This window comes from Klebsiella sp. BIGb0407 (assembly GCF_024807845.1).
Taxonomy (GTDB): domain Bacteria; phylum Pseudomonadota; class Gammaproteobacteria; order Enterobacterales; family Enterobacteriaceae; genus JGM124.
In genome coordinates this window covers 209,618-223,685 of sequence record NZ_JANUEQ010000006.1, presented here as the reverse complement: position 1 = coordinate 223,685, position 14,068 = coordinate 209,618, and the positions used below count along the sequence as shown (strand labels likewise).

Sequence of the window (14,068 nt, the reverse complement as noted above, 5' to 3'; positions counted from 1 at the left end):
TATTGCGTCAGCAATCACGTTTTTGCTGACGCTGAGAGATCAGGAGCTAAAATGCCCCTGTAAACGGTAGCGGCTACCGGGGAAAAGCAGGTTAGCAAGGGAGACAACATGCGAGGTAGACCAGGTACGGCGTCGAATGAGCAGGCAGGGGGCATGCTCTTTAATATGCAATAAACGGCAATCGTCCGGTGTGGCGGCGACAGCCTCAACGATGTGCTCCCCTTCCGTCAGCGGCGCAATCAGCGACAGATAAGCGTGCGGCGTAGTGGTGGAGTAATCCTGTTGCAGATAATCAGGCACGATGGCGGCGTTGACAATACGATCCTCAATCTGCACCGGGGTGTCATTTTCGAAATGCACGATCCTTGAATGGAAAATACGCGTCCCCTCTAGCACCTCCAGGGCCGTAGCCTGGATGAAGTCGGCACGCGTCTCTTCGAGTAACAACACTTCACAGCGGTGTTGATGGTTGCGGGCGGTAATCTCATCGGCAATGCTGCGGATTTCAAACAACGCCGATTTTCCCTTTGCCTCAGCCACAAAAGTGCCAACACCCTGCAACCGTACCAGTAGGCCTGCATCGGTCATTTCGCGCACCGCGCGGTTGACCGTCCCGCGGCTGAAACCAAACTGCGCGACCAGTTCTGCTTCCGACGGAATGCGATCGTGCGGTTGCCAGACTCCCGTGTAAATCTTCTCGCTGATAGCCTGCTTCACTTTCTCATAAAATGGCACCGGCGCGCTGGCGGGTGCGAGTCTGGGGGAATACATAGCGCTGGCGTTCCTTTTGTCTGACATCGTCGGCGAATTCAGCGGAGTATATACACTAAATAATTCGAGTTACAGGACAAAATGTTTACGTTTTGAACAACGTAAAGCGTTGGCCCGTCAGGACGAGACTCATTTATGAGTCTCGTAACGCGGCAAGAGAATGAATCCCGATGAGCTTACCCAAGTAAGTGATTCGGGTGAATAAACGCAGCCAACGCACCTGTAACTTGAAGTATGACGGGTATACCCAAAATAGTTCGAGTTGCAGGAAGGCGGCAAGAGAATGAATCCCGATGAGCTTACCCAAGTAAGTGATTCGGGTGAATGAACGCAGCCAACGCACCTGTAACTTGAAGTATGACGGGTATCCTTATTTTTAAAGCAGAAGTAATCCTACCACCAGTGTAAAATTTGCCATGCCAGACGCGCTGCGACTTTCGCTCCTTGCCCTTCACGGTCAAATGTAGGATTAAACTCCACCAAATCGACTGCCTGTAGTTTACCGCTGCGACACAGCGGTTCGACTATCCGCAGCAGCAGCATCAGCGGGATCCCAAGCGGCGCAGGAGCTGAGACTGCGGGCATTTCCCACGCGGGTAAGACATCAAGATCGATAGTCAGGTAGATGCGATCGTAACTGTCGATCACCCGATGGATTTCCGGCAACGCGCGATCTTCTATGACGTTCAACACGTCAAGATCCTCGATCACCGTGACATGACGATGTGCCGCCTCTTCCCACAGTGCAGCGGTATTTGAAGCCCTGCTTGCGCCTATGCAGGTATAGTGAAAACCACGCCGCTGCGCTTCACACTGCAGTGCCAGCTGGCGGAAAGGTGTGCCGGAGCTGGCATGCGGTGCATGGCGTAAATCCAGGTGTGCATCGAGGTTAACAATACCAATACGCTCATTGGGAAACGCACTCAGCACCGCAGAACCATGCCCGAACGCGGTTTCATGTCCCCCACCAAAAACCAGAGTGCGCATCCTGGCCTGCTGGCAAGCCAGCACCGCATCGTGGAGTGCCTGCTGCGCGGCTTCCAGTTTTTCTGGCTCCGCACGAATGTTCCCCATCTCTACAAGCTGCTCATGGCCGCGATGACTGGCCATATTAGCCAGCGCGCCACGTAGAATATCCGGGCCTTGTGCAGCACCAGCCCGTCCCTGATTGCGTTTCACTCCTTCATCACATTCAAACCCCAACAACGCAATTTTACTGCTATGGTTTTGCGGGGAAAAATCACCGTCGTTGGTAATCGACTGAAACAGGCGCAGTGCGTTGGGAGCCTCCAGGCTGTCATCACGTCCCTGCCAGAGTGAAGGGGCTACCGGATGCCACAGATTCATGCTGTCACCTCACCACGAAAAATGCGTTGCCAGAGCGGATTCCGCCCAGGTTCATAAACGATTTCGACCGGGTGCTGCGCATCCCAGACGACAAAATCCGCCACAAATCCAGCGGTTAGCTGACCATGGGAATCCTGACGCCCCAGCGCTTTTGCGGCATGGCGAGTCACTCCGGCCCAGGCTTCCTCCGGCGTCAGGCCAAATTTCACGCAGGCCATGTTCATTGAGAGATGCAGGCTGGCGAACGGGCTGGTACCCGGATTGTAGTCGGTGGCGACCGCCATCGGCACCTGCAATTCGCGCAGCAACGCAATCGGTGGTTTACGGGTTTCATTGAGGAAATAGAAGGCGCCCGGGAGCAGTACGGCCACAGTGCCGCCCTGCTTCATGGCGACCACGCCGTCACGATCAAGATACTCAATATGATCGGCGGACAGCCCCTGGTAACGCCCGACCAATTGCGCACCGCCGAGAGATGAGAGCTGCTCCACGTGTCCCTTCACCGGGATACCCAAATCGTAAGCGGTACGGAATACTCGTTCAGTTTGCGCCGGGCTAAAGCCGACGTTCTCGCAAAAAACATCCACCGCTTCGAACAGGCCTTTCTGCCACAGTGCCGGTAATATCGTCTCACAGACCCGGGAAATATACTCATCAGCCCGGTCTTTATACTCCGGGGGAGTGGCGTGAGCCGCAAGCAGCGTACGGCTCACCTCACAGGGATTCACCTGTGCCAGCGCTCCGGCAACCTGCAACATTTTCTCTTCGTTTTCCAGATCTAACCCATACCCGGACTTTATCTCAAGAGTGGTCACCCCTTCACGCATCAACCGGTTCAGTCGTTCCTGAGCAAGCGACTGGAGCTGCTCTGCAGGCATATCCCGGGTTGCCCGCACCGTCGAGTTAATGCCGCCGCCTGCTGCGCTGATTTGCTGGTATGACGCACCGTTTAGCCGTTGCTCCCACTCCTGCGCACGGCTGCCGCCAAAAATAAGGTGCGTATGACAGTCGATAAGACCCGGCGTAATAAGTCTGCCTCCAACGTCGATGACGTGAACGGCACCGTCGGGAATATCGGCATCCGGAACGATGGCGTGAATATATCCTCCACGCACAATAAGCGCATGATTGTCGAGCAGACCATAAGACTGCGGACGTAACGGGTCTAGCGTTGCCAGGCGAGCGTTGCGCCAGATGCGATCTTCTGCGGTCAGTTCAGTCATAATGTTCACTTGTCATGGGTTGTATAGACATTTATTTTCATTACGCTGTACTTGTCAATAAAGGCTTAAATAAATGTTGGTTTTTTGTGAGTCTTAACCTTATTTCGTTCTTGGACCCACGAAGAAAAGCATGTCTGGCAGAAGCAGGGGTTAGTCGACGCTAAGTTACCTTCAGCATGGGTACGGCATCGGTTTCAGCGCGGCGACAGTCGGCAGTGATAGTTGTCAGGGAAACAGACTGCGGCTGGATTTGCTCAGGGAATATCTCGTCATTTTCAGTCTCTCGAGTTAATTAAAGATGGCGTGCGGTCGATTCGTGAGGCTACTGCTTTAATACGTTTACGAGTGGTGTTATCGATCTCACCCCCAATACTGAAAAATCTTCACAATATTGCAACTTTGTGCAACCTGGTTAAATGTGACATGCATTACAATATTTAAAATGAATGAAGAGTTAATGGCGTGATTTTCATTCTGTGGTCGATAAAATTTTCAGTTTCTTTTCTCTGTAGGAGTTAACACTTTTCAAAGGTGCAACCTAAAAAAATGTGAAGAAGTGCAACCTACAGAAAAAAGCCGTCTACTCTGGATTAAATTTGATGTAAATGGTGTGTTAAATCGATTGAGAATGAACATCGATGACTGCGGGATTTAGTGGCCCTGGTAAACATAGAGATCTTGACCACATTACGGTGGGTCATAAAACGGCAAATCATGGAATTGCCGAAATATAATTGTGGAGAATTTTGATGGGTATTAGTACACCGCTGTTAGTGACATTCTGTGTCTATATTTTCGGCATGATATTTATAGGTTTTTTTGCATGGCGTTCAACCAAGAATTTTGACGATTATATTCTGGGAGGACGTCGCTTAGGGCCATTTGTCACCGCGCTATCCGCAGGTGCATCAGACATGAGTGGCTGGTTGCTTATGGGATTACCGGGTGCAATTTTTCTGTCGGGAATTTCAGAGAGCTGGATTGCTATCGGTCTTGTATTAGGTGCATGGTTCAACTGGAAACTGGTTGCCGGACGCTTACGCGTACATACAGAGTTCAACAATAACGCATTGACGTTACCGGATTATTTCACCGGGCGTTTTGAAGATAAAAGCCGTATTTTACGTATTATCTCCGCATTGGTTATTTTGCTGTTTTTCACCATCTACTGTGCTTCCGGTATTGTTGCGGGAGCGCGTCTGTTCGAAAGCACCTTTGGTATGAGTTATGGAACAGCACTGTGGGTGGGAGCAGCAGCAACTATCATTTACACATTTATTGGTGGCTTCCTGGCGGTGAGCTGGACCGATACCGTGCAGGCCAGTTTGATGATTTTTGCCCTGATCCTGACCCCCGTAATGGTCATCATTGGCGTCGGTGGTTTCGACGACTCACTGGAAGTCATTAAACAAAAGAGCATTGAAAACGTGGATATGCTCAAAGGGCTGAACTTTGTCGCGATTATTTCGCTGATGGGATGGGGACTCGGTTACTTCGGTCAACCACATATTCTGGCACGCTTTATGGCAGCGGATTCCCACCATAGTATTGTTCACGCTCGTCGCATCAGCATGGCCTGGATGGTCCTGTGCCTGATGGGAGCGGTTGCCGTTGGCTTCTTTGGCATAGCTTACTTTACTAACTTCCCCGCGCTGGCAGGGCCAGTTAACCAGAATGCCGAACGGGTGTTTATTGAACTGGCACAAATCCTGTTCAACCCATGGATTGCCGGTATTCTTCTCTCCGCGGTTCTCGCCGCAGTGATGTCGACCCTGAGCTGCCAGTTGCTGGTATGCTCCAGTGCGATTACTGAAGATTTGTACAAAGCCTTCCTTCGTAAAAATGCCAGTCAGCAAGAGTTAGTGTGGATAGGGCGCATCATGGTGCTTGTGGTTGCCCTGGTCTCTATTGCACTTGCGGCTAACCCGGATAACCGTGTGCTGGGTCTGGTAAGCTATGCATGGGCTGGGTTTGGTGCTGCGTTTGGTCCGGTGGTTCTGTTCTCGGTATTGTGGTCACGTATGACCCGTAACGGCGCGCTGGCTGGGATGATAATTGGTGCCGTAACGGTTATCGTCTGGAAACAGTTTGCCTGGCTGGGTCTGTACGAAATCATCCCGGGCTTTGTTTTCGGTAGCATTGGGATTATGGTATTCAGTCTGTTGGATAAAATGCCATCAGCCGCGATACAGAAGCGTTTTACCGAAGCCGATGCGTACTATCACTCTGCGTCACCATCACGTATACAGAAAAAATAATTTGTGGGTGGACGGCCTTATAAATTGGGCCGTTAACACTTCGAGTTTCTCAAGGCATGGGGTAGTTTCTTCCGCGCCTGGGCCTGCTAACTCAAGGTTTATCGGTTTATCTATTCCCTGTTGGCAACCCTCTTTTGCCTTACTCCACGCGTCAATACCGCATATCGACACCGTTAAAAAGTATGAAGGCCAGTGCGTTAATGGCACTGACCTTCATGTATAAAAAATGAGGAGGAAAACAGGTTTCCTCCTCATTTAGTCTTTCAAGCAATGCGTAAATGCACTACGGCAAGAGGGATTAGCTTAAACGACCATGACACTGTTTATATTTTTTACCTGAACCACATGGGCACGGATCGTTACGACCCACTTTACGATCGCCTTGCTCAGCTGCGAGGGATTGTGCCGCCTGAGTATCATCATCAACATGACTCAGTTGCTGCATACGGGCCAGGCGCTCAGCTTCTTCACGGCGTTGCTCTTCCATCGCCTGAACCTCTTCCGGCATACGGACCTGTACTTTACTTAAGGTACTGATCACTTCGTATTTCAGAGATTCCAGCATGGTGCTAAACATGGCAAAAGATTCACGTTTGTACTCTTGCTTAGGATCTTTTTGCGCATAACCACGTAAGTGAATACCCTGGCGCAGATAATCCATGGCTGCCAGGTGCTCTTTCCACAGGGAGTCCAGCGTTTGTAGCATTACACCCTTCTCAAAGTGACGCATCGCTTCTGCACCAACAACCTCTTCTTTACGCTGATACAGCTCCAGCGCCTGCTGATGAATACGCTCGCGCAGAGTTTCCTCATGCAGTTCAGGTTCTTTATCCAGCCACTCTTTAATCGGCAGGTCCAGATCGAAGTCGTTTTTCAGGCGCTCTTCCAGGCCTTCGATATCCCACATTTCTTCAAGTGACTGTGGTGGAACATAGGAATCGATAGTCGCTTTAAAGACGTCGTCACGGATGCTGTTAATGGTTTCACTGACATCCGACACATCCAGCAGTTCGTTACGCTGGGTATAAATAGCACGGCGCTGATCGCTGGCAACGTCATCGTATTCCAGCAGCTGCTTACGAATATCAAAGTTACGGCTTTCAACTTTACGCTGAGCATTCGCAATCGCTTTGGTGACCCACGGGTGCTCAATCGCTTCGCCAGGCTTCATTCCCAGTTTACGCATCATGCTTGATACGCGATCTGAAGCGAAGATACGCATCAGGGCATCTTCCATAGAGAGGTAGAAGCGTGAAGAACCAGCATCACCCTGGCGACCCGCACGACCACGTAACTGGTTATCAATACGACGTGATTCATGACGTTCGGTACCGATAATATGTAAACCACCAGAAGCCAGAACCGCATCGTGACGGACTTTCCAGTCAGCTTTGATTTGATCAATTTGCTCCTGAGTCGGTGAGTCAAGCAAAGCAACTTCAGCCTGCCAGCTACCACCCAGCATAATATCAGTACCACGACCCGCCATGTTGGTAGCGATAGTCACGGTACCAGGATAACCGGCCTGAGCGATGATTCCGGCTTCATTAGCATGGAATTTAGCGTTCAGAACGTTATGTTTGATACCCGCTTTGGTCAGCTCCTGAGAGACAACTTCTGATTTTTCAATCGAAATTGTACCTACCAGTGATGGCTGGCCGTTAGCGGTACGCTCTTTGATATCTTCGATAATCGCGGCGATTTTATCCAGTTCAGTCATATAGACCAGGTCTGGCATATCTTTACGAACCATCGGACGGTTGGTTGGTACGACGATGGTATCCAGCTTATAAATAGAGCTAAATTCAAATGCTTCGGTATCAGCAGTACCCGTCATACCCGCCAGTTTCTGGTACAAGCGGAAGTAGTTCTGGAAGGTGATAGAAGCCAGAGTCTGGTTTTCATTCTGGATCTCAACGCCTTCTTTTGCTTCCACTGCCTGGTGCAGGCCATCAGACCAGCGGCGGCCAGCCATAGTACGACCGGTGTGTTCATCAACAATAATGACCTCACCGTCTTTGACGATGTAGTCAACATCACGAGTAAACAGCACGTGGGCACGCAGAGCGGCAGTCACATGGTGCATCAGCATGATATTGGTTGGGGAGTAAAGTGATTCACCCTCATCCATAATGCCTTGTTGTACCAGCAACTCTTCAATAATTATCAGACCACGTTCAGTCAAATGAACCTGGCGTGACTTTTCGTCAACCGAGAAGTGACCTTCACCTTTAAAGGTGTCGGAGTCCTCTTTTTCCTGACGAATCAGACTCGGGATAATTTTATCGACTTTCTTGTAGAGCTCAGAGCTGTCTTCTGCAGGACCTGAGATTATCAGTGGGGTACGGGCTTCATCAATCAGGATGGAGTCGACTTCATCCACCAGCGCATAGTTAAGTTTACGCTGCACACGATCTTCAGGGCTGAATGCCATGTTGTCGCGCAGGTAGTCAAAACCATATTCGTTGTTGGTTCCGTAGGTAATATCAGCGCCATAAGCTGCACGTTTAGCCGGAGATGGCATGTTAGGTAAGTTAATACCTACGCTCAGGCCTAAGAATTCAAATAAGGGACGGTTATTTTCGGCATCACGCTGTGCAAGGTAGTCGTTCACTGTAACCACGTGTACCCCTTTCCCGGTCAGACCGTTCAGGTAAGCTGGCAGGGTTGCAGTCAGGGTTTTACCTTCACCTGTACGCATTTCAGCGATACAGCGCTCATTCAGTACCATGCCGCCGAGTAACTGCACGTCAAAGTGGCGCATACCAAATACACGCTTACTGGCTTCACGTACCACAGCAAAAGCTTCTGGTAACAGATTTTCCAGGGTTTCGCCTTTTTCAAGACGCCCACGGAACTCATCGGTTTTTGCTTTCAGCTCATCGTCTGACAGCTTTTCCATCGCAGGTTCCATGCCATTGATGACACCGACTAGCTTACGCATGCGACGCAGAGTACGATCGTTACGACTGCCAAAAACTTTAGTTAATAATTTGGTTAACATAATAAATTCTCAAATACTTCCGTCTTTACGGGTAATAAATTAAAGTCATAATTAAAGGTGATAAATTAACCAAGACGGAGGGGGCCTGCGCGGATACCTTGCAGCTGACGGATCCAGATGACGGTATTAAAAATTTCCGACTCTGGTATTGTCTGGAGTGCAGTATGGCGCACAACCGCAGGAGGCTTACCTTCCTGAGTCAGTAGTACGCTGAGAGAATTGAGTAGCGCAGAATGCTGAGCCTTAAGCGGCTCATGTTTATCTGCAATCGACAGTGCCTGTGGCGCCATCGCAAAAGAAAGGTGGCGAATAACAGTACGAATAGCATGCTGATGCCAGTAATCAACGCTGAATGAGGTGCGTCTGGTATTTTCTTGCAACAGAATAAGGCTATCAAACTCTACCTGACGGGCAGTATTATTCTCGGCGGTTGAAGTTGCCGTTGAAACACCTGGTCCGGTATTACCGCTGAGCGCAGGCAAGCCGAGTCCCGCCGCCACCATTCCCAACAGGAGGTGCGGCCAGAAATAACGTCTACCAAATTGTCGCCAACGATTTAGAATAGTTATCACTTATTTCCGCCGGAGTTTAATACATGCGCGACAGTCGCCCGCAAGCCCTGGATAATCTGTTCGACGATAGCGGCAAGGAAAGCATGCTGCAAAATATTCAGCAACGTGCTGTCGCCCTGCTACGTTTAAACCGTGCAGTACAAGGTATTTTACCTGCGCCACTGCATCCCTGGTGTCGGGTTGCCAACTTTCGTCAGGGTATTCTGGTCATCGAAACTGCAAATGCTAGCTGGTTGATGCGCCTGCGTTACGAGCAGCCCGCTTTACTCAGTGCATTACGCGCACAAATATTACCATCATTGACATCAATCGACATCAGGATTAATCCATCACTGGCGGGAAAAAGGGCCGAAATAGTACAAGAAAACAACACTCAAACCAATAACGTGAAATATACCGTTAATCGTCAGTTAAGCGAACAGAGTGCTGATACTTTGCTTGAAGTGGCGAAGCGGAGCCCGGAGAAGCTTAGAAAAGCGATAGAACGACTGGCTTCCCTGGCCGGAGAGAGTGCCAGCAAAACCAGTCGTAATCGATAACTTAAATGTTACGCCAGCACCAGGTTAGGTGCTTTAAATGCCAGTGGTAACTCAGCTTCATCTTCGAAGGTTGCCCATTCCCAGGCTTCCTGCTTAGCCAGTACCGCCTGAAGCAGTTTATTATTCAGTGCATGTCCTGATTTATAGGCATTAAAGGCACCGATAATATTGTGGCCACACATAAACAAGTCGCCAATCGCATCAAGCATTTTGTGACGCACAAACTCGTCTTCAAAACGCAGGCCGTCTTCGTTCAATACGCGATAGTCATCAACCACGATAGCGCAGTCAAAGCTGCCGCCCAGGCACAGGCCACGGGACTGCAGATATTCGATATCACGCATAAATCCGAAGGTACGCGCACGGCTTATCTGGCGCACAAATGCGTCAGCAGAGAAGTTCATGCTGTAGCGCTGAGTGCTGGCATCAATCGCCGGATGGTTAAAGTCGATGGTAAAGTCCAGCGAAAAACCATTAAACGGCAATAATTCAGCCCATTTGTCGCCATCTTCAACGCGTACCGCTTCTTTAATACGCAAGAATTTTTTGGCAACATTCAGTTCGTCAATCCCTGCGTCAAGCAGCAGATAGACAAACGGCGCAGCGCTACCGTCCATAATTGGGATTTCAGGCGCATCGACTTCAATAATAATGTTGTCGATACCTAATCCTGCCAGCGCGGCATTCAAGTGTTCTACCGTTGAAATCCGTACATCATGCTCATTTACCAGGCAAGTACAGAGCATAGTATCTCGCACGGATTTGGCATCGGCCGGGAAGTCTACCGGTGGATTCAAGTCAGTGCGACGATAGATGACCCCGGTATTTGCCGACGCAGGGCGCAACGTTAGTGTGACCTTTTTGCCGGTATGTAAACCGACGCCAGTCGCCTGAACGATACGTTTCAATGTCCTTTGTTTGATCATCGTATAATCTCGCCAAATTGATGTTCTAGCCGTCAGTATATATTACAAACGGTGTGTTACTTTAGCACAAAGAGCGGATTATCCCAAACTTCGGTTTATTCTTAGTCAGCTTGTTTACGTAAAAAAGCTGGAATATCCAGATAATCAGGTTCTTTTGCCGTCTGTGGCGTATTGTCATTGACGACTTTACTCACAGGCTTTTGCTCTTGTGTTAATGGTGCCATACCGTGTTGCTGGTAGCGATCCATAATAGGCTGCTGAGTCTGTTTATTGGTTACCAGGGTAATTTCCGGACGTTTGTCCATACCAATACCGGTTGCCACTACAGTCACACGCAGCTCGTCGTTCATATCCGGGTCCAGTGAAGTCCCGATAACCACTGTTGCGTTATCTGAAGCGAAGGCACGGATAGTATTCCCGACCGTTTCAAACTCATCCAGACGTAAATCGAAGCCCGCAGTGATGTTAACCAGCACACCACGCGCACCTGACAAATCGATATCTTCCAGTAATGGGCTGGAGATAGCCATTTCAGCCGCTTCTTCTGCACGATCTTCACCGCGAGCGACACCGGAACCCATCATGGCATAACCCATTTCGGACATCACGGTACGTACGTCAGCAAAGTCAACGTTCATCAGGCCAGGACGGGTAATCAGTTCAGCAATACCCTGAACTGCGCCTTTCAGCACGTCATTGGCTGCGCCAAAGGCATCCAGCAGTGAAATCCCACGGCCCAGAACTTTAAGCAGTTTGTCATTCGGAATAGTGATTAGAGAGTCAACATGCTTGGATAGTTCCGCAATGCCCTGCTCTGCGAATAACATACGTTTCTTGCCTTCAAAATTAAAAGGCTTGGTTACAACGGCAACAGTCAGAATACCTAAATCTTTTGCCACTTCAGCAACTACAGGAGCAGCACCGGTTCCAGTACCACCACCCATACCTGCGGCAATAAAGACCATGTCCGCACCGTCCAGCGCAGCACGCAGTGCTTCACGATCTTCGTCTGCAGCATTACGACCGACTTCAGGATTCGCTCCGGCACCCAGACCTTTGGTAATTCCATTACCTATTTGTATAGTCTGTCCTACTGCAGTTTTACGCAATGCCTGGGCATCGGTATTTACTGCGAAGAATTCAACGCCTTCGATGCGCTCACGCACCATGTGTTCAACGGCATTACCGCCGCCGCCGCCGACGCCGATGACTTTAATCACCGCATCGTTGGTCAGTTCCATAGGTTCAAACATAATTTCTCTCCGTTTACGCCTGTTGCCTGAGACCGGTAAAATACACCGGTCACTTACAAAAAATTAAAACTCTTTTCTCAACCAGCCGTTAAGGCGTTTAAACCACGAGCTAACTGAGGTCCTTTTCTCTACTTCAGCCTCACCACTGAGATGCGATTCTTTACCATAGTGCAGCAACCCTACCGCTGTTGAGTAGTAGGACTCCTGGGCATAATCTGTCAGGCCAGTAATATTTAATGGCTGTCCGATACGCACCTGTGTATGGAATACACGTTGGGCACAGGCGGCCAGTCCTTCAATTTGCGCAGCTCCACCGGTAAGCACGATACCGGCAGCCAGGTGATGTTTCACCCCTTGCTGGCGAAGCTGTTCTTGCAACTGTAAAAGTTCTTCATTCACCAGGTTAAGCAGCTCGGTATAGCGCGGCTCAATAACCTCTGCTAATGTCTGTCGCTGTAGACTGCGGGGTGGACGCCCACCCACGCTCGGTACTTCGACATTTTCATCTTTTCCGACAATGGAACCTAACGCGCAGCCATGACGGACTTTAATTGCTTCGGCATCACTCGGGGGTGTTCCGAAAGCATAAGCAATATCACTGGTTACCACGTTACCTGCATAAGGAATCACTTTGGTATGGCGCAGTGCACCACCAGTATATACCGCCATATCCATGGTCCCGCCGCCAATATCAACGACACAGACGCCGAGTTCACGCTCATCTTCGGTCAACACGGCATAGCTTGCAGCCAGACCGGCGAAAATAAGTTGGTCAACTTTAAGACCACAACGTTCCACTGCTTTCACAATGTTTTTTGCCATATCATTATGGCAGGTAATCAGATGTACCTTGGCCTGCATACGCACACCAGACAGGCCGACTGGATTTTTAATGCCTTCCTGATAATCAATGGCGTATTCTTGCGGAATGACATGCAAAACACGATGCTCATCCCTGACACGCACTGATTTAGCAGTATGGACGACATTTTCAACGTCTTCCTGGGTCACTTCTTCTTCTGAAATAGGCACCATACCTATTTCATTTTGACAGCTTATGTGTTTCCCGGATAGCGCCAGGTAAACTGAAGAAATCTGGCAATCCGCCATTAATTCAGCCTGATCAATGGCGCGCTGTACACACTTTACCACTGACTCGAGATCGTTTACGCCACCCTTATCCATACCGCGTGACGGGCAACTACCTACACCAATAATATTCACTACACCGTCAGGCAGGACTTCCCCTACTAAAGCGGCAACTTTGGCTGTGCCAATCTCCAGTCCCACTACCAGTTTTCTGTCCGTCGCCTTGATCATTATTATTCTACCTGTGCCTGATTCTGTTGCTTGTCCAAATTAGGATCCGGGTCAGGAAGCACCTCCCACCCAACCGCTGCACCTGAGTCATAACGCAAATCAACGTAGGTTATCTTTTTGTTATCCGTCTGCGCCTGTTGCTCAAGCAGCGGGTAGAGTTCAACAAAACGCGATAAACGTTTCATTGTATCCCCCCGACCGAGATTAAGTTGTATGCCATTATTTAACGTCAACTGCCAGGAGCGACGCGCCGTCATGGCGACAGCCTTCAAGGTAAAGTTATCTTTAGCCAGAATACTTCCCATATCCCGATAACCTTGCAGTACTTCATTTTCACTACCTTCCGGACCCGATAACTTCGGCAAATTCTGCTGTCCGCTACTCCTTGCAGCCGGCACGCTAAACGCATTTCCTTGCATGTCGACCATATGCTGATCATTCCACCGCGCAATCGGCACAAATTCAACCAGATGAATCTTTAATTTGTCCGGCCATTGCTTTCTTACACTGGTCTGTTTTATCCAGGGCAAACGTTCTATCTGCTGCTGAATGATATTAACGTCTTGTGTCATAAAGGTACCAGGGGGCCCCAATGACAAAATAGACTGCCTGATATCATCATTACGCGTATAGTGCCGCTCGCCAGTAACGACCAGTTTTGACAGTGGCAGGCGCTGGGCATCCTCCATCCAGTTCACCACCATAAAGGTTCCGACCAATACCGTAACTAACACAATACACAGAAAAATAATTCCTGCCAGGCGCGAACCGTTACTGTGTCCTGAACCATTACCCTGTCCTGAACCGTTATCTTCTTCTGATCGCTGACGCGAATTTAGTGCCGCCTGCGACATA

12 protein-coding genes are annotated in these 14,068 nt (G+C 49.6%); 2 read left to right on the top strand and 10 right to left on the bottom strand.

The window, feature by feature from the left end; all coding sequences use genetic code 11:
- Positions 1-39: 39 nt before the first annotated feature.
- From M2387_RS18235 to M2387_RS25945, 4 genes are all read right to left on the bottom strand, one after another.
- Positions 40-771: a histidine utilization repressor gene (locus tag M2387_RS18235; RefSeq protein WP_259051420.1), complete on the bottom strand. Its 732-nt coding sequence runs from the start codon at positions 769-771 to the stop codon at positions 40-42.
- A gap of 393 nt (positions 772-1,164) precedes the next feature.
- Positions 1,165-2,118: a formimidoylglutamase gene (gene hutG / locus M2387_RS18230; RefSeq protein ID WP_259051418.1), complete on the bottom strand. Its 954-nt coding sequence runs from the start codon at positions 2,116-2,118 to the stop codon at positions 1,165-1,167.
- Entirely contained in the window at positions 2,115-3,341 is a 1,227-nt protein-coding gene (hutI, locus tag M2387_RS18225) for an imidazolonepropionase (protein ID WP_259051417.1), read from the bottom strand. Before hutI ends, hutG begins: the two co-directional genes overlap by 4 nt.
- A gap of 275 nt (positions 3,342-3,616) precedes the next feature.
- Positions 3,617-3,700 (bottom strand): hypothetical protein, encoded by an 84-nt coding sequence (locus M2387_RS25945; protein WP_409040082.1) that lies wholly within the window; start codon positions 3,698-3,700, stop codon positions 3,617-3,619.
- Between the two features lie 390 nt (positions 3,701-4,090).
- Here M2387_RS25945 and putP point away from each other — a divergent pair, with 390 nt between their 5' ends.
- The gene (gene putP, locus M2387_RS18220; protein WP_259051416.1) at positions 4,091-5,599 is read left to right on the top strand and encodes a sodium/proline symporter PutP; all 1,509 of its coding nucleotides are present in this window, start codon (positions 4,091-4,093) and stop codon (positions 5,597-5,599) included.
- A 298-nt stretch (positions 5,600-5,897) separates the two neighbouring features.
- Here the strand turns inward: putP and secA are convergent, their stop codons facing one another.
- On the bottom strand, positions 5,898-8,603 hold the full coding sequence (secA, locus tag M2387_RS18215; RefSeq protein ID WP_259051415.1) for a preprotein translocase subunit SecA: 2,706 nt from the start codon (positions 8,601-8,603) through the stop codon (positions 5,898-5,900).
- Between the two features lie 65 nt (positions 8,604-8,668).
- Positions 8,669-9,175, bottom strand: a complete 507-nt coding sequence (gene secM / locus M2387_RS18210; RefSeq protein WP_259051414.1) for a secA translation cis-regulator SecM — start codon at positions 9,173-9,175, stop codon at positions 8,669-8,671.
- A gap of 23 nt (positions 9,176-9,198) precedes the next feature.
- Here secM and M2387_RS18205 point away from each other — a divergent pair, with 23 nt between their 5' ends.
- Complete coding sequence (locus tag M2387_RS18205) at positions 9,199-9,714, top strand: DUF721 domain-containing protein (RefSeq protein ID WP_259051413.1); 516 nt, start codon at positions 9,199-9,201, stop codon at positions 9,712-9,714.
- A gap of 8 nt (positions 9,715-9,722) precedes the next feature.
- Here the strand turns inward: M2387_RS18205 and lpxC are convergent, their stop codons facing one another.
- The 4 genes from lpxC to ftsQ form a co-directional block, all read right to left on the bottom strand.
- A complete protein-coding gene (gene lpxC / locus M2387_RS18200; protein WP_259051412.1) occupies positions 9,723-10,640 on the bottom strand; it encodes a UDP-3-O-acyl-N-acetylglucosamine deacetylase in 918 nt (305 codons plus the stop codon).
- Between the two features lie 101 nt (positions 10,641-10,741).
- A complete protein-coding gene (gene ftsZ / locus M2387_RS18195) occupies positions 10,742-11,893 on the bottom strand; it encodes a cell division protein FtsZ (protein ID WP_259051410.1) in 1,152 nt (383 codons plus the stop codon).
- Between the two features lie 63 nt (positions 11,894-11,956).
- Positions 11,957-13,213 (bottom strand): cell division protein FtsA, encoded by a 1,257-nt coding sequence (gene ftsA / locus M2387_RS18190; RefSeq protein WP_259051408.1) that lies wholly within the window; start codon positions 13,211-13,213, stop codon positions 11,957-11,959.
- 2 nt (positions 13,214-13,215) lie between these two features.
- On the bottom strand, positions 13,216-14,067 hold the full coding sequence (gene ftsQ / locus M2387_RS18185; protein WP_259051405.1) for a cell division protein FtsQ: 852 nt from the start codon (positions 14,065-14,067) through the stop codon (positions 13,216-13,218).
- Position 14,068 lies beyond the last annotated feature (1 nt).

What these genes read in the sequence shown, in the direction of transcription:
- M2387_RS18235 (WP_259051420.1), bottom strand. Translation starts at nt 771, where the DNA reads ATGTATTCCCCCAGACTCGCACCCGCCAGCGCGCCGGTGCCATTTTAT.
- hutG (WP_259051418.1), bottom strand. Translation starts at nt 2,118, where the DNA reads ATGAATCTGTGGCATCCGGTAGCCCCTTCACTCTGGCAGGGACGTGAT.
- hutI (WP_259051417.1), bottom strand. Translation starts at nt 3,341, where the DNA reads ATGACTGAACTGACCGCAGAAGATCGCATCTGGCGCAACGCTCGCCTG.
- putP (WP_259051416.1), top strand. Translation starts at nt 4,091, where the DNA reads ATGGGTATTAGTACACCGCTGTTAGTGACATTCTGTGTCTATATTTTC.
- secA (WP_259051415.1), bottom strand. Translation starts at nt 8,603, where the DNA reads ATGTTAACCAAATTATTAACTAAAGTTTTTGGCAGTCGTAACGATCGT.
- M2387_RS18205 (WP_259051413.1), top strand. Translation starts at nt 9,199, where the DNA reads ATGCGCGACAGTCGCCCGCAAGCCCTGGATAATCTGTTCGACGATAGC.
- lpxC (WP_259051412.1), bottom strand. Translation starts at nt 10,640, where the DNA reads ATGATCAAACAAAGGACATTGAAACGTATCGTTCAGGCGACTGGCGTC.
- ftsZ (WP_259051410.1), bottom strand. Translation starts at nt 11,893, where the DNA reads ATGTTTGAACCTATGGAACTGACCAACGATGCGGTGATTAAAGTCATC.
- ftsA (WP_259051408.1), bottom strand. Translation starts at nt 13,213, where the DNA reads ATGATCAAGGCGACGGACAGAAAACTGGTAGTGGGACTGGAGATTGGC.
- ftsQ (WP_259051405.1), bottom strand. Translation starts at nt 14,067, where the DNA reads ATGTCGCAGGCGGCACTAAATTCGCGTCAGCGATCAGAAGAAGATAAC.